Origin of the sequence: Cupriavidus basilensis (assembly GCF_008801925.2) — a bacterium.
Lineage (GTDB): Bacteria > Pseudomonadota > Gammaproteobacteria > Burkholderiales > Burkholderiaceae > Cupriavidus > Cupriavidus basilensis.
Window position 1 is genome coordinate 912,172 of sequence record NZ_CP062804.1, and the last position, 16,058, is coordinate 928,229.

At 54.1% G+C, this 16,058-nt stretch carries 14 protein-coding genes and 1 pseudogene; all 15 read left to right on the top strand.

Annotation, left to right across the window (positions count from 1 at the left end; all coding sequences use genetic code 11):
- Window positions 1-7: 7 nt before the first annotated feature.
- The 15 genes and pseudogenes from F7R26_RS24990 (at window position 8) to F7R26_RS25060 (ending at window position 15,912) form a co-directional block, all read left to right on the top strand.
- The gene (locus F7R26_RS24990) at window positions 8-1,261 is read left to right on the top strand and encodes a glycosyltransferase family 4 protein (RefSeq protein ID WP_170301940.1); all 1,254 of its coding nucleotides are present in this window, start codon (window positions 8-10) and stop codon (window positions 1,259-1,261) included.
- Window positions 1,262-1,264: 3 nt separating this feature from the next.
- Window positions 1,265-2,503, top strand: a complete 1,239-nt coding sequence (locus F7R26_RS24995) for an O-antigen ligase family protein (protein WP_150988861.1) — start codon at window positions 1,265-1,267, stop codon at window positions 2,501-2,503.
- Window positions 2,504-2,527: 24 nt separating this feature from the next.
- Window positions 2,528-3,880, top strand: a complete 1,353-nt coding sequence (locus F7R26_RS25000) for a glycosyltransferase (RefSeq protein ID WP_150988864.1) — start codon at window positions 2,528-2,530, stop codon at window positions 3,878-3,880.
- A 64-nt stretch (window positions 3,881-3,944) separates the two neighbouring features.
- A complete protein-coding gene (locus F7R26_RS25005; protein WP_150988867.1) occupies window positions 3,945-5,081 on the top strand; it encodes a glycosyltransferase family 4 protein in 1,137 nt (378 codons plus the stop codon).
- 24 nt (window positions 5,082-5,105) lie between these two features.
- A complete protein-coding gene (locus F7R26_RS25010) occupies window positions 5,106-6,149 on the top strand; it encodes a polysaccharide biosynthesis protein (RefSeq protein WP_150988872.1) in 1,044 nt (347 codons plus the stop codon).
- A 4-nt stretch (window positions 6,150-6,153) separates the two neighbouring features.
- Window positions 6,154-7,281 carry a UDP-2-acetamido-2,6-beta-L-arabino-hexul-4-ose reductase gene (gene wbjC, locus F7R26_RS25015; protein WP_150988875.1) on the top strand — a complete coding sequence of 376 codons (1,128 nt, stop codon included), beginning with the start codon at window positions 6,154-6,156 and terminating at the stop codon, window positions 7,279-7,281.
- A gap of 11 nt (window positions 7,282-7,292) precedes the next feature.
- Window positions 7,293-8,423, top strand: a complete 1,131-nt coding sequence (gene wecB / locus F7R26_RS25020) for a non-hydrolyzing UDP-N-acetylglucosamine 2-epimerase (protein ID WP_150988877.1) — start codon at window positions 7,293-7,295, stop codon at window positions 8,421-8,423.
- Between the two features lie 3 nt (window positions 8,424-8,426).
- Window positions 8,427-9,662, top strand: coding sequence for a glycosyltransferase family 4 protein (locus F7R26_RS25025; protein ID WP_150988880.1), 1,236 nt, complete (start codon window positions 8,427-8,429; stop codon window positions 9,660-9,662).
- A complete protein-coding gene (locus F7R26_RS25030; protein ID WP_150988883.1) occupies window positions 9,659-10,267 on the top strand; it encodes a sugar transferase in 609 nt (202 codons plus the stop codon). The genes F7R26_RS25025 and F7R26_RS25030 overlap by 4 nt, the downstream gene beginning before the upstream one ends.
- Window positions 10,268-10,270: 3 nt before the next feature.
- Complete coding sequence (locus tag F7R26_RS25035) at window positions 10,271-10,921, top strand: acetyltransferase (protein WP_150988886.1); 651 nt, start codon at window positions 10,271-10,273, stop codon at window positions 10,919-10,921.
- A gap of 11 nt (window positions 10,922-10,932) precedes the next feature.
- Window positions 10,933-12,111, top strand: a complete 1,179-nt coding sequence (locus F7R26_RS25040; protein ID WP_150988889.1) for a DegT/DnrJ/EryC1/StrS family aminotransferase — start codon at window positions 10,933-10,935, stop codon at window positions 12,109-12,111.
- Window positions 12,112-12,192: 81 nt separating this feature from the next.
- Window positions 12,193-12,849: a phosphatase PAP2 family protein gene (locus F7R26_RS25045; protein ID WP_150988892.1), complete on the top strand. Its 657-nt coding sequence runs from the start codon at window positions 12,193-12,195 to the stop codon at window positions 12,847-12,849.
- 375 nt (window positions 12,850-13,224) lie between these two features.
- Complete coding sequence (locus F7R26_RS41625; protein ID WP_416351363.1) at window positions 13,225-14,109, top strand: response regulator transcription factor; 885 nt, start codon at window positions 13,225-13,227, stop codon at window positions 14,107-14,109.
- Window positions 14,073-14,294: pseudogene (locus F7R26_RS25055) on the top strand (response regulator transcription factor); the annotation flags it as partial. The gene F7R26_RS41625 and the pseudogene F7R26_RS25055, both read left to right, overlap by 37 nt.
- 976 nt (window positions 14,295-15,270) lie before the next feature.
- Window positions 15,271-15,912 carry an XpsR family transcriptional regulator gene (locus tag F7R26_RS25060; RefSeq protein ID WP_193692241.1) on the top strand — a complete coding sequence of 214 codons (642 nt, stop codon included), beginning with the start codon at window positions 15,271-15,273 and terminating at the stop codon, window positions 15,910-15,912.
- The last annotated feature ends 146 nt before the right edge of the window (window positions 15,913-16,058 follow it).

A 16,058-nucleotide genomic window follows, 5' to 3' on the forward strand; every position in this document is an offset into this window, starting at 1 on the left:
TCTTTGGGTGGTCAATACGATATTTCCCGACGCTTCGAGCCGCCTAGGTCTGCCCGCGCCTGTGTATGGCGGATGGATGTATGCTCTGGCGGGCGATTTGGCCGCCATCTCTGGCATTGAACTGGCGGTGGCCACGGTATATGAGGGAGAGCGGAGCCAATATTTTGATATTAATGGCATCCGCTACTATTTAATTCCGAGATGCAAGAGGTTCCGGCGTGCAAGTTCCTCCGTACTAAACTGGCGTCAGGTTGCGCTTGATTTCCAGCCGGACCTCGCACACGTTCACGGAACCGAGTGCAGCCATGGCATGGAAATGATGGAGGCGTGCCCGACGCTGAAATATCTAGTCTCCATACAGGGTCTTGTCTCGGTTTATCACCGTTACTACATGGCTGGAATGAGTAACTGGGAAGTTTTTCGGAACATTACACTGCGGGACATCCTGCGCTGGGACACGCTTTTTCATGCGCGGCGTTCCTTCCAACGACGTGGAATTGTTGAGAGAGAATACATAAATCGAGCGATCGCAGTTATCGGACGTACGGAGTGGGACTATTCCCATATAAAGGCGATTCGCCCAGATGCTACATATCACTTCTGCAATGAATCGCTGCGGGACGAATTCTATTCGGCTGAAAAATGGAGCGTGGATAGATGCGTTCCTCACTCAATTTTCTTGAGCCAAGCAAGCTATCCGATTAAGGGATTGCACGAGGTCCTAAAAGCTGTGGCGCTTCTGAAAAGGGATTTTCCAGATATTAAGGTGAAAATCGCTGGGAACGATATCACAAAATCCTCATCGTTAGCAGATCGGCTAAAACGATCTGGCTATGGAAAATATGTGCGAAATCTGATCGTACAGCTAGGTCTTACGCCTCATGTCGAGTTTTTAGGGTCGAAGTCAGCCGCGGCGATGAGGGCTGAGTATATGAAGTCGCATGTTTTCATATCACCTTCGAGTATTGAGAATAGTCCAAATTCGATTGGTGAGGCACAGATTCTAGGTGTCCCCGTGCTTGCTTCTTTCGTAGGAGGCGTACCAACGATGCTTCAGGAATTTGCAAAGAACTCTCTATATCGATTTGGCGAGTATGAAGTTCTAGCTGTAAAAATTAGAGAAATATTCAAACATACCGGTGCGACCGCCCAGATGGCGGGAGAGGGGATGGCGTATGCATCCCAGCGCCATGATAGGCAGAAAAATCTGAACAAAATGCTTTCGATTTATCGAGAGTGTGCTGCTGTTAAGGCAGGGTAAAAGATGATGAAAAACGGCATTAATAAATCAAGCGCACTTCTTCCGATTTTTCTGCTTTCCATTTCGTTGGTTGGAAATGTGGGGACGCTTTTGAAGCTGGCTTTGATGATGCCACTCCTTTTCATATTTAACGGGAATAGATCTTTTGAATTCTTGGATATAAAATTTTTTATTTTATTGATTTTTTTGTTCGTTTATGCGGTGAATTTTACGCTTGCCGGGCATCAAGGCGGGTCCGTTGATATCTCATTGTTGTCATTCCCGTGTGGACTTTATCTGATTGGGCGATGGCTGGGGAAAAACTGCGAAGATGGTCTGGAATTTTTTAAGTCTGTGATTTTTATCGCATTTTCCCTTGGTGTTGTTGCCATCGTTTCGGTATATCTAGATGTATATAATTTTGGCTTCTTCGGAATTGGTAGAAATATTGAGCTAATTACCGCGCAAGGAATAGATACTAGTGCCACGGTGATGAGTGGATATTTAATTCTAATAAACTCTCTTTCGGGTGCTTTTTTCATGCTTCGGGGGAGAGGTGGAAAGAATGCCGTGTTTATATTCCTGTTGGCTATCTTTGCGGCAGCGGTGGTGGTGGTCTTTCGTCTTGGTTCACGAACGCAACTGGTGGTCATTTTTTCCTCATTATGCCTGGGCTATATGTTGAACAGAAGGCGGGCAGGACTCTTATCGGTTACGTTCGTAGTTTTGATGGTGAGCGTGGTTGCAGTATTTAGTGATAATGGTGGTGATAATTTTCTATCTTATTATTTTAAAGATAGAGTTGACGATGCGGAATCGTCTGCCGCAAGCGCGGGAGGGCGGACGGATCGGTGGGATAGATCAATCTCCTTGCTCTATCAAAACCCATTTGGGTGGGGTGTTGATGAAATTGGATACTCCCATAATTTTTGGCTAGATTCGGCAAGAAATGGCGGATGGTTGGCTCTAATCCTGTTGCTTATCTTTACCTGGCTCTCGCTACGGGTTACCTGGAGGGCATTGAGACTCCACAGAAGAGATAGATACTTTGTTACATCGGTAATCTGTACAACAAGCGGATTTTATCTACTTTTCTTTGTGGAGCCTATTCTTGATGGCTTCTTGTATCCTTTTTCAGCCTATTGCGCATTGCTTGGAATTATAACTAGCGTGGCAAGGAAGCCGAGGTTCTACGGAACGTACAAGCCGTTGAAAATAGATAAAGATGCGAGGCAATATGGGACTGGGAATTACAGTATTTAGTTTTGTGCGACGTGTTGGAAGAGGTTGACGCCTTCCTATGGTGCAGAATTAATCGAAGATTCCATCTGCCAGCGAGCCATCATACGAAAACTCAGTTTAATAGACGAGTTCTCTCGACTTGATGAAGGTTTGTATTCAGATTTTGGAGGTCCACTAAAAATGGCTTGCATCTTTGTTGGAGGCATTGCTCCTCTTGAGATGTACTCGAAGGAAAGGGAGGCTTCGAAGTCCGCCCTACAGAATGCTGCAGAAAATTTCCAAAATGGTTTCATTTCTGGTTTAGTCGAAAATAACGAGGAAGATATAGAGGTAATAACCGCGCCGTTCTTTAGTAGTTGGCCATCATTCCACAGATCTCCGTATATAAGAAATGCGAAATCAGTGGATGAGAGGGGTATTAAAATTACTGGGGTCGGTTATGTAAATTTTCCAATTATAAAGAATATACATAAGTATATAAATATAAGAAAGGCATTATCGTTGCGGCTGATGGATGTCGGTGGAGGCTGCGAGGTTATTGTCTATTCTTTAAATCTGGCATATCTGGCGGCTGTTGCCTCGATGAAGAAAATTGGGGTGCCGGTAAAGACTGGGGTAATTGTTACGGATCTCCCGCAGCACCCAGGTGATTGTGGCCTTATGTATAGACTTTACCTAAAACATATTGAGAAGCGGCTGCTATCAAGATTTTTGAATGATATTGACTTCTTTGTCTTGTTAACAGAGCAGATGTCCACTGAGCTCAAAGTCGACAAGCGGAGGTGCGTGATTATGGAGGGGTTGTATGACGAGTCACGCTTGATGGGGGGTATTGCGGATCCGAAGGTGCGATATGGCGAAAAGGTTGTTCTATATACGGGTACTCTGGATCACCGATATGGAATTCCACGGCTTGTCGATGCATTTAAATCAATAAGCGATCGAGCCGTAGAGCTGTGGATCTGTGGTGCAGGGAATTCGGAGGATCTGGTCAGACAGGCGGCCAAGGATTTTCCAAGAATCAAGTTTCTTGGTAAAAAGGATCGCGATGAGATAGCACTTCTACAGCGCCACGCCGACTTGTTGATAAATCCTCGTAATAATGAAGGGGAATACAATAGATTTTCGTTTCCATCCAAGTTGATGGAGTATTTGGCGTCTGGTACGCCAACGTTGATCTATAAGTTGGATGGAATACCTAAGGAGTATTACGAGTTTCTTTACACTGTTGAGGAATTGAAAGGCGAAACGTTGGCGGGCGCGATTTTAAGGGTTCTAGATATTCCAGAGACTGAGTCGAAGGAGAGGGCTTTGTCAGGATCGGATTTTATTAAAAATAGAAAAAATGCGAGAAAACAAGTGGGGCGGGTGTTAGATTTTATGAGGGATAAAAATTAACTCTTGGGTCTGTGGGAGTGATTTTAGATAAAAGAACATTTTCCATGGAAATAACTTTGAAGCGATGAAGAAGATACTAATTAACGCTTCCAATCTTCACGTCGGCGGAGGGGTTCAGGTCGCGACTTCGTTTATTTTAGAGCTATCGAGGATGCTCGATCGCCTGTGTGCGTGTGAGTTGGTTGTTTATGTGTCATCTGCCGTAGATGCCAACCTGATTTCCTCGGGATTCGATCTGACATTGATCAGAAATTACCGAGTTATAGATGTCCGTGGTCTTGAGGCGTTGAGACGAGGGGTGAGCGATAATTTTTACGGATTCGATTTAGTGTTTACGATTTTCGGGCCGATGTATTTGCCGCGGTCAATTAGAAATCATGTTGTTGGGTTCGCGCAGTCTTGGATTATTTATCCAAAGAACGATGTTAGTCTGAGATTGCCGCTGAAAGAGAGATTGCGCTTGCGATTGAAGTTTATCGTGCAGTGGTGGTTCTTTCGAACATCTTCGCAATTGATTGTGGAAGCCAAGCATGTAAGGGACGGACTAATTAAAGAAAAGTACTTTCCAGGTGATCGAATCGATGTGGTTAGTAATTGTGTTTCAGCTATCTATTATGAACCTGCGCGATGGGAGCCGGTACTTGGTTTGAATGGTGGGCCACCAGGTGTCGTAAAGATTGGTTACGTTTCGCGTGCATATATCCACAAGAATATAGATTTCTTGGTGGATGTGGCTCGTGAATTGAGGTTGGTTGGCGGTGTCGAATATCAGTTTTTTGTGACATTGAACTCGGATGAGTGGGAGGCGCGAAGCGATGAGTTTCGTAGAAATATATTTAATGTGGGTCCGTTAAATGTTGCCCAATGCCCTTCGTTTTATAAATCAATGGATGCCGTTTTTTTTCCGAGCCTTCTCGAATCTTTTTCTGCGACTCCCTTGGAGGCAATGCTGATGCGTCGACCTCTCTTTGCCTCGGATAGAGATTTTGTGCGAGATTGTTGCGGGGTGAACGCGCTCTATTTTGACCCGTTGGATCCGTCGGCGGCCGCAAAGAAGATTGCTGATTGGTTTTGTAAGGCAGACGATGATGTGCGAGAGAGTCATTTGGAGCGTGCATATCGACATGTGATGTCTCGGCCAGGGAGTAGAGATCGGGCATGTTCTTATATTGATATTATTAATGCAAAAATGAATTCGTAATTTCAAATTTATTAGAGGATATCTATGTTTGAAGAAAAGACTTTGCTCATAACCGGTGGAACCGGTTCATTTGGAAATGCGATCCTTCGACGGTTTCTTTCCAGCGGGATTGGGGAGATTCGCATCTTCAGCCGGGACGAGAAGAAGCAAGACGATATGCGTAAGCGTTACAATAATTCAAAGCTTAAGTTCTATATCGGCGATGTCCGCGACTTGCGTACCCTGGGGCCCGCGATGCGGGGTGTGGACTACGTTTTTCACGCTGCGGCGCTTAAACAAGTTCCATCCTGCGAGTTTCACCCCATGGAGGCCGTGCGGACCAATGTGCTTGGTACGGAGAACATCTTGGAATCCTCCATTGCGGCAGGCGTACGGCGAGTGGTGTGTCTGAGCACTGACAAGGCCGTGTACCCCATAAACGCCATGGGTATCAGTAAGGCCTTAATGGAAAAGGTGATGGTGGCCGCAAGTCGGAATCTAGAAGGGACGGGAACTGTAATTTGCGGCACCCGTTATGGCAATGTGATGGCCTCCCGAGGCTCGGTGATTCCGCTGTTTGTGGAGCAGGTGCTCTCCGGCAAGCCGATCACCATAACGGACCCGACGATGACGCGTTTCATGATGACGCTCGCTGACGCGGTGGATCTTGTGTTGTACGCTTTTGAGCACGGAAACAATGGCGACATTTTTGTGCAAAAGGCGCCGGCAGCTACGGTGGAGGTGTTGACTCATGCCATTCTGGAGTTGATTCGCAAGCCAGACCATCGGGTGCACGTGATGGGCACTCGCCACGGCGAAAAGCTCTATGAAGCGCTTCTCAGCCGGGAGGAGATGGCGTGCGCCGAGGACATGGGTAACTATTTCCGTGTGCCGCCTGACGGGAGGGACCTGAACTATGCCAAGTTTGTGGAGCAAGGCGAGCAGCGACTGACGCAAACCACGCACGGTGAAGACTATAACTCGCACAACACCACCCGGCTGGACGTGGAAGGGATGAAGCAGCTGCTGCTAAAGCTGGACTTTATGCAACGCATTGCCCGTGGAGAACACGCCTTAGCGGAGGAGTGATGCTATGAAGGTGCTTATCACTGGAGCAAACGGCTTTGTCGGCAAGAACTTGCAGCTTCACCTGGCCGAGCGCAAGGACGTACAGGTAGTGTCTTTCACCCGCGCTGATGACGTGGCAAAACTACCGGATCTGCTACAAGGACTTGACTTTGTTTTTCATCTGGCCGGAGTGAATCGCTCGCAGGATCCTCGGGATTTCGCCGCCGGTAACGTGGAGCTGACGCAGGCGCTGTGTCGAGCTGTATGCGCGGTGGCTGAGACCTCCGGCAAGAGGGTGCCCATCGTGTATACGTCGTCTATCCAGGCGGCGCGTGGAAATGTATACGGCCAAAGCAAGCACGAGGCGGAGCAGGCGCTGCGTGCGGCTGCGCACAGTCACCAAGTGCCGGTGCATATCTTTCGGTTGCCGAACGTGTTCGGTAAGTGGTGCAAGCCAAACTACAACTCCGCGGTGGCAACCTTCTGTCACAATATCGCGCGCGATTTGCCCATCCATATTAATGATCCTGCTGCGGTCGTAAGGCTGGCCTATGTAGACGATGTGATAGAGCGTTTTGTACAGCTAATGGACGGCGCGGATGCTGCCGCTGGGAGCGACGGTTTCGCTATCATTTCGCCGCAGTACACCACGACGGTGGGCGAGCTTGCAGATCAGATTCAGGCTTTCAAGGATAGCCGAACAACGCTGATGACCGAGCGCGTGGGTACGGGGCTGCTGCGGGCGCTATATGCTACTTACGTAAGCTACCTGCCGGTGGAATCGTTTGCATACTCGGTGCCGCAGCACGGTGACCCCCGCGGTGTGTTCGTCGAAATGCTCAAGACATCGGACTCCGGCCAATTCTCTTTTTTTACAGCCCATCCCGGTATCACGCGGGGTGGCCACTATCATCACACGAAGACGGAGAAGTTCCTCGTGATCAAAGGCCAGGCGCGGTTCAAGTTCCGCCATATGCAGACCGGTCAATCTCATGAACTGCTCACCTCGGGCGAAAAGCCGGAGATTGTGGAGACCGTGCCGGGTTGGACGCATGACATCACGAACATCGGCACCGACGAGATGATCGTCATGTTATGGGCTAACGAGGTGTTTGATCGTGCCCGTCCAGACACTTTTTCTTGTCCGCTATAAGCAGGAACGCTATGAATAGACTCAAAGTCATGACTGTGGTCGGTACACGGCCGGAGATCATCCGCCTCTCGCGCGTTCTTGCTCGACTCGATGAGTATTGCGATCATGTGCTGGTGCATACCGGGCAAAACTACGACTACGAACTCAATCAGATATTTTTTGATGATTTGGGTATTCGAAAGCCTGACCATTTTCTGAATGCAGCGGGCGGCAGCGCAGCAGAGACGATCGGCAAGATCATCATAGCTGTGGATAGTGTGCTGGCAGCCGAAAAGCCGGATGCCATGTTGGTTCTTGGCGATACGAATAGCTGTATGGCCGTGCTACCGGCAAAGCGACGCAAGATCCCAGTGTTCCATATGGAAGCAGGAAATCGCTGCTTTGATCAACGGGTGCCAGAGGAGATCAATCGGCGCATTGTTGACCATACCGCTGACATCAACCTGACCTACAGTTCAATCGCACGTGAGTATTTGCTTCGCGAGGGCTTGCCGCCCGAGATGGTGATTAAGACCGGTAGCCCCATGGCGGAAGTGCTGGAGCACTATCGGTCGCGGATTGATTCGTCAGACGTACTGGCCCGCCTGGAGGTGATGGAGGGGCGGTTCTTTGTGGTGAGCGCGCATCGAGAGGAGAACATCGATTCCGATGCGAACTTCGGCAAATTGGTGAATGTGCTCAACGCTGTAGCGGAGCGCTACGACCTTCCGGTGATTGTTTCGACGCATCCTCGGACGCAAAAGCGAGTGGATGTCATCGGTGCGAAGTTTCATTCGAACGTTCAACTGCTAAAGCCGCTTGGTTTCACGGACTACAACAAGCTGCAGGTTGCCGCGAAGGTGGTGCTATCTGATAGCGGCACCATCAACGAAGAGTCCTCCATCTTGAATTTCCCGGCATTGAACCTGCGCGAGGCACATGAGCGCCCGGAGGGTATGGAGGAAGCTGCCGTGATGATGGTCGGTCTAGAGGCAGAGCGGGTTCTGCAGGGCATTGAGATTCTGGCGGACCAGCCTCGCGGTGAGAGTCGGCTTCTGCGCCAGGTCGCGGACTACAGTATGCCAAACGTTTCCGACAAGGTGCTTCGCATCATTCACAGCTACACCGACTACGTAAACCGCGTGGTGTGGAAGAAGTACTGACGCATGGCCACTCGGATCTTATTGCTGACGCAGTGGTTTGACCCTGAGCCGACTTTCAAAGGCATGGTATTCGCCCGGGAATTGGTCCGTCAGGGTTTTGATGTGGAAGTGCTCACGGGATTTCCAAACTATCCAAGCGGAAAGGTGTACCCCGGCTATCGAATTAAGCCGCTGCAGCGTGAGATGATCGACGGCGTTCAGGTGACGCGGGTCCCTCTGTATCCCAATCACGATCAATCTGCTGTCAAGCGCGTGTTGAACTATGTCAGTTTTGCGGCGTCGTCTCTCCTCTATGGGCTATTTATGGCCAAAAGAGCTGACGTCATCTATGCCTATCACCCGCCTTTGACTGTAGGGATCGCCGCAAGCCTGATTCGGCTGTTTCGCCGCATTCCGGTTGTATATGACATTCAGGATATGTGGCCGGATACGCTGCGAGCTACCGGCATGGTCAGGAACGAGAGGGCATTGAACATCGTGGCTCGCGTTTGCGGGTGGGTGTATCGGCGAGTGGATCATATTGTTGTGTTGTCGCCCGGCTTCAAGCAACTTCTCGTGCAGCGTGGCGTGCCTGCCGCGAAGGTTGATGTGATCTATAACTGGGCCGATGAGGCTGCGTTGGCCGCGCCAGCTGGCAGGTTGCCGAACGGATTCCCGGGCCAAGAACGGTTCCGCATCCTCTTCGCTGGCAACATGGGTAAAGCGCAAGCGCTGGATTCAGTGCTGGATGCCGCCGCTTTGCTGCAGGCACGGGAATCGCGCGTGTATTTTGTCCTGCTGGGTGGTGGAGTCGAGGTAGACAGGCTGAAGGCTCTGGCTACTGAGCGGCAATTGCGGAATGTCATGTTCCTACCGCCGGTGCCAATGGCCGAGGTGGGAACTGTGCTCAACGCTGCGGACGCCTTGCTCGTACACCTTCGGAAGGACCCACTATTCCGGATAACGATCCCGTCGAAGACGCAGGCATACATGACAGTGGGGAAGCCGCTTTTAATGGCGGTGGATGGGGATGCTGGCGATCTGGTCATGCGATCGGGGGGAGGGATGGCTACGGAATCCGAGAACCCTGAAGCCCTTTCGACAGCTGCTGAATTGCTGGCCTCCCTTTCGCCTGAGGACTTGCAACGGATGGGGGAGGGGGCGAGGCGTTTTTACCAGAATGACCTCGCACTGGCCGTAGGTGTCGCCAGCTTCGGAGCTATTTTCCGGCGGTTGGCGTCAAATAAGCAATCAAGATGAAACGTGTTATCGACATCCTATTCGCTGGCATAGCCTTGCTTGTTCTGGGCATTCCGCTTCTGCTCCTGATAAGGCAGGTGCGGAAGAAGCTCGGCAGCCCTGTTTTTTTTCAACAGGTGCGGCCAGGCCTGCACGGTAAGCCATTCCAGATGATCAAATTCCGCACTATGACCGACGCACGTGGCCCGGATGGCGAGTTGCTCTCGGACGCGGAGCGGCTGACCCCCTTCGGCCGCTTCCTTCGTTCCACCAGCCTGGACGAGCTCCCCGAGCTATGGAACGTACTCAAGGGCGATATGAGTCTGGTGGGCCCGCGCCCTCTATTGATGGACTACTTGCCCCTGTACACCACGGAGCAGGCCCGCCGCCATGAAGTTCGCCCGGGTATCACGGGTTGGGCGCAAATCAACGGTCGCAATGCACTGTCTTGGGATGAGAAGTTTGCATTGGATGTTTGGTATGTAGAGCATCGTACGTTTTGGCTGGATCTGAAGATCCTGGCTTTGACCGTCAAGAAGGTGCTGGTGCGCGATGGAATCAACGCAGCAGGTGAGGCCACGATGACACGATTCACTGGTGTCCCGGCCAACGAACAGAAGGAGTAAGCGATGAAGCTAGTTGGAATCTATGGCGCCAGTGGATTTGGGCGTGAAGTTATGCCGCTGGCGCGGGCCCAGCTGACGGCCGCTGGAGGCGGTCCGTTTGAGTTGGTGTTTGTGGACGATGGAGACAACGCACCGATAAGCAATGGCCATCGGGTCCTGTCGTATTCGCAGTTCCTGGAGGAGCCAGCTGGCGATAAGCAAATGAGCTTCGCTATCGCGGCCAGCCAAGTGCGCGAGAGACTAGCGCTGCGTGCGGAACGGGATGGTGTTGATTGCGTAGACGTCCGTGCATTCAACGCGGTGGTCTTGGATGACGTCACCATCGGGCCCGGGGCGGTCCTTTGTCCGTTCGTCACGTTGACAAGCAATATCCGGATCGGCAGACAGTTCCACGCCAATATCTATTCGTACGTTGCGCACGATTGTGTGGTCGGGGATTACGTGACGTTTGCTCCCGGCGTCAAGTGCAATGGCAATGTGCATATTGAGGACCATGCCTATATCGGCACGGGCGCGGTACTCAAGCAGGGTAAACCCGGCGCGCCGCTCGTCATTGGCCGTGGCGCCGTTGTTGGGATGGGGGCGGTAGTGACGCGGGATGTGCCTGCTGGCGTGACGGTGGTGGGCAATCCAGCGCGCCCGTTTGTCAAGTAAGAGGAGTCAAGATGCTAAACACTGGATTTTCTCCCTGGCCGAGCTTTACGCCCGAAGAGATGGCAAGCGTGCAGAGCGTGCTGGCCTCCAACAAAGTCAACTACTGGACCGGCACTGAAGGCCGCGAGTTCGAACGCGAATTCGCAGCCTGGGTGGGCACCAACCACGCTGTGGCACTAGCCAACGGCACGCTTGCCCTCGACGTTGCCCTGAAGGCTCTGGACATCGGCGCCGGGGACGAGGTGATCGTCACCTCCCGTACCTTCCTGGCATCCGTATCCAGTATTGTCCTGGCCGGCGCCACACCGGTCTTTGCCGATGTCGATCGCGATGATCAGAACATCACTGCCGAGACGGTGCGTGCAGTGTTGACGCCGCGGACAAAAGCCATCATCTGCGTGCACCTCTCGGGCTGGCCCTGCGACATGGATCCCATCATGGCACTGGCCAAAGAGCGTGGCCTTGCGGTGATCGAGGATTGTGCCCAAGCGCACGGGGCTGTCTATAAAGGGCGGGCCGTCGGTTCCATCGGTGACATCGGGGCCTGGTCTTTCTGCCAGGACAAGATCATGACCACGGGCGGCGAAGGGGGAATGGTTACCACCAACGACCGTGATCTGTGGGCGCGGATGTGGGCCTACAAAGACCATGGCAAGAGTTATGAAGCTGTCTACGAGCGGGAGCATCCGCCCGGTTTCCGCTGGTTGCATGAGTCGTTTGGCACCAACTGGCGCATGCTGGAGATCCAGGCGGCTATTGGTCGTATTCAACTGAAGCGCATGGCGGACTGGACCGCACGGCGCACGATGAATGCCATGACGCTGGTTGAGGCGCTTAAGCCGTGCAAGGCGCTGCGGGTGCCTTTGCCGCCGGTTGGCGTGGAGCATGCCTGGTACAAGTTCTATGCGTTCGTGCGGCCCGACGCGTTGGCTGCGGGCTGGGATCGGGACAGAATCATGGCAGAGATCAATGCCGCTGGGGTGCCATGCTATTCGGGGTCCTGCTCTGAGGTGTATCTGGAGAAGGCGTTTGACGATACGGGATGGCGACCGGCCGAGCGATTGCCGGTGGCCAAGGAACTTGGCGAAACCAGCTTGTTGTTCCTTGTGCATCCGACCTTGACTGAGGCGGAGGTCGGGCGGACCGCGCACGCGGCTCGCGCGGTGTTGGAGCGGGCTATGCGAGCTTGATGAGGGAGAGCGTGTGAAGGTGGGGATGGTGCTTGTTGCTTGCAGGAAGGCTCGGGGGATTGATCGCGTGGGCGGTGGACCATGACGCTGTGGCCTCTCGTCATCCCTTTTGGTGATAGCTCCTGGACGTTGCCTCTTTCTGCTTCCATCGCCATCGCCCTGCTGCTGGGCGGGCATCGGGCACGCGCTGTGCGTTGGATAGCTTGCTTCGGCGCCGGCCTTGCTGTGATTGTTGCGGGAAAGCTGGCATTTGACTTGGGTGGGTGGTGCCTGCCGGCGCTGGGCTTTTACAGCATCAGCGGCCATGCCATGCAGACCATGGCAATCTATCCGCTTCTGTTCATGCTGCTCTTTTCCGCGCTGGGGCCGCGAGCCGCGCGATGCGGGTTCCTGCTAGGGCTGGCGGCGTCGATGTTCATGGCGGTAACGTTGTTGGCCGGCAACTATCACACGCTGTCTGAAACGCTCGCTGGCATGGTGGTGGGTGCTGCGGTGGTCTGCACGTATCTGCGCTGGCAGCTGAACTTGCGGCCGGCGCATCTGTCTCTGCTCGTCGCGTTGCCAGTTGCCGTGGTGCTGCTGGTCGATATGCACAGCACGGTCAATCCGACCAAGGCGGCGCTTTGGCAACGCGCGGCGATTTGGTTCGGCGCTACCGAGCAATATACGCGGCAGATATCTACGGATCCAGTCAGCGGCACGCGGCGGGTATCTGTGCGGGTGCGTAGTCTTTCTTGAGCCATTAGGCGCGTCGTTGCTGCCCGTGTGGCTCCCTTTGTGCAGGCATGGCGTATCTCGCCTGTGATGCACGTTCGTGCATTTTCCGCATTCTCCTTCGCGTAAGTCCTGTTGTTACCGTTGCCTATTTTCCTCATGGCAGGCCCGTTCCCCTAAGTGCTGCGTGGTGAAAAGGACTCGGCCGGGAGTCTGGCAATTAGCGCAGGATTAATCTAAGATTACCCCGGTCCGCAATGGTGGTCGGACTAATCTCATTTGTCTCCGTATATCCCGCCAGCCTAAAAAGAGAAGTTCGGCTGCTTCGATCAAACGGTGGCCCTCGCTATCTTCGGGTAGGCGAGATCCCCGAAATCCTATTGGCGAGTTCTTCCGTTTATGTTGACGTCGTTTCTTTTGCAGTCATGTGCTCCCGATGCGGCGATAGAGTTCGAACAACTGCTGACAGCGGTGGCCCGGCTTCCCGCAGCCCGGCTGGAGGCCTTGCGCGCGGCCGTCGAGATCGAGCGGGCCACGCGTGGCAATGCGTATGCCGTGCAAGCGGTCAATCAGCCTCCCGGCAGTAATATGCAGCGGGCGCGTTCGCGCGTTCCTGGTCAGCTAAGCTGGACCCTTTATCGGGAAATCGAGAATCCGTTTTGCGGTATCAGGGGCAAGAAGCTCTCTCGCCTGGGTTACATGGAACAGTCCGGAACCGCTATCCGTTCCCCGCTCGAGGGCTGTATTAAGAACGTTGCGGAGAGGGATGGGGTGTTCATGTCTCCGCGTTTTGATTGGTTTCATGCGCTGCGGGGGAAATCCGATTCGCATCGGCTCAGGCCCGCGCCGGCGCTTCAGCTCGAATCCTGGATGACCCCGGAAGAGAATGCCGAGAGGCCGCCTTCGACGAACCGGGCTGACGCGAAGCATGCGATGCCACCAGAAGCTGTCGCTCAACTGGGCCTGACGGCGCGGCAGGATGCGGTCCTCACGCTGATTGGCGAAGGCCTGTCCAACAAGCTGATTGCTCGCCGTCTGGGGCTGACGGAGAACACGGTGAAAGAGCATGTCTCTGCCATCCTGCAGCGGCTTGGGGTGAGCACCCGCATGCAGGCGGCGCTGCGCTTGAGCGGGAGTGCGGCGCGCGCTGCGGATGCCTGGGCGCATGGCGCCGGCGGCTCGGCGCCCGGCAACCCGGCGGGTGGCGGCGGGCTGGGGCGGGTGGGTTGCATGCGGCAATGCTCCCGGGCCTCACGCCACGTCAGTTCACGGTTTGGATGCTGATTGGGGAGGGCCTGCCCAACAAGCTCATCGCGCGTCGCCTGGGGTTGACGGAGAACACCGTAAAGGAACACGTCTCCGAAATCCTGCGGCGGCTCAATGTGCGTACCCGCATGCAGGCAATGCTGCACATAGAACGGCTGAGAGAGGCGCCCCAGGCGGTAGCTCCGGCGCTCGGCTATGTGTAGTCCACTGCCGTTGTCCTGCGCCTCCCGGGAATGCGGTGCTATGTGCAGTTGGGTCCAGTTTCCGCTGGCTGCTGCGTGCCATTGCCCGTGGCCGCATTTGTGCCCTCCTTTTTTTGCCGCATATCCGTTGCTGCAACAAAATTTGAATCCCCCATCAGGATGGATCTGATAAATCAATATTCACGAAAATGTAGTTGATTGAAAACTCTTATCTCTGAATTCAAAATAATAAAATTTGTAATGTGGCGGTTATGCGTTAGCGTTCGCTTCGTCGATTCTGGCACTTTTCTATATACATGCTTTCATCGCGGAACCGATGAGCGATGAGCTTGGATATCACCGGTCAGAACGGTTTTGTCACTTGTCTCTTCCTGCCCCATTCTCCAGTGAAATATCGATATGCGCTTGCCGGGGGAATATCGTGGGTATCTCGAGAGAGTGCATCAAAAAACCATAAGTGAGTAGATAAAAAAGGCCAGCCACGGCAACGCCGCAGCTGGCCTTCCGGCTATATCCGCCGCAGAGCGGGGATGGCGCCCAAGCAAGGGATGCCACTCAGGCCATGACGTAACACGCAAAAGCTCCCGGCGCCCCCCGACACTCATCCATGCGATGGCGTCGAGCCGAGACATATCAAGCCAACAGCACGCTGCGCTTGAGGACGTTGTCCATCGAGCGGGCTTCAGCCCGTCACCTTGCGCCGCCGGTGTGCAGATGTTCGGCGAACGATCACAGCGGCACGCCAGCCCTCGTAGAAGGCGCCCGGGCGGCACGCTGTGGCATGGGTAAGGCGGGGTCCCACCAAGCGTTAGGGGGTAGCATGCAGCAGCTAGGGGTATTTACAAGCGAAGAATTGGATAGTTACTTCGCATCGTTTGTCGGGATGGAAGGGGGTAACCCTCAGGCTTCCGTCTGGTTCTGCGACCGCAGCCCGCATCCGTGGCTGGAGCCGATATCGCGGCCGTTGGCGCCGCGCATGGAGCCGCTCGCATGGGATGCGGCGTTCCGGGCGAAGCACCGGGGGGATATGGGGCGGTGGCTCCAGCATCAGCGTATTGCCCGCATCATGGCGGCGGCCCGTGCCGAGGCGCTGGGCGAGCGGGTGGGCGACGAGGCCTGGAAGCCTTATTTCTGGGAGCGGCTGTACGCGCCAGATGGCGCCGAGTTCAAGCTGAACCTGTTTCCGTTGCCTGCGCAACTCGATGGGTTGACGCCGTGGTCCAAGGTGTTCCGGGGCCAGCCGGAACTGGTGCCCAAGGATCGTTACCTGGAACTGTGCCGGCGTGGCGCGCGTTTTCGCATGCTGAACAAGCTGTGCGCGCGCTGGCGGCCCAAGGTGGTGGTCTGCCTGGGTTATCGGCATGCCAATGACTATATGCAGGCGTTCGGGCTCGATGAGTCGGCGGGAGAGGAGCGGCTGTTGCAGCCGGCTGACCTGACGAGGGTATTGCGTGTCTTCAGGCGGGATGGCACCACCTGGATCATCTGCCCTGTGCTGGCTGGCTGTGCGGGGCTGACTTCGGACGTGCAGCTCAATGCGTTCGGGCAGTTGCTCGGCGCCATGCTCGATCCGAGCGATTTTGGAGAACTGGCGGGGGCTTGCCTGGACTATGCCTGAATGCCGGGGAGGTTCACGGCCAGCGGCATGGGGAGGATATGTAGCGCTGGCAGACGCATGGCCCCCCTTGATCTGCACCCGGCTGGACACAACCCTGGCGCTATCGCCGCCGTAGCCGGTACCGCCGGCCTGAGTGTCAATGTCCT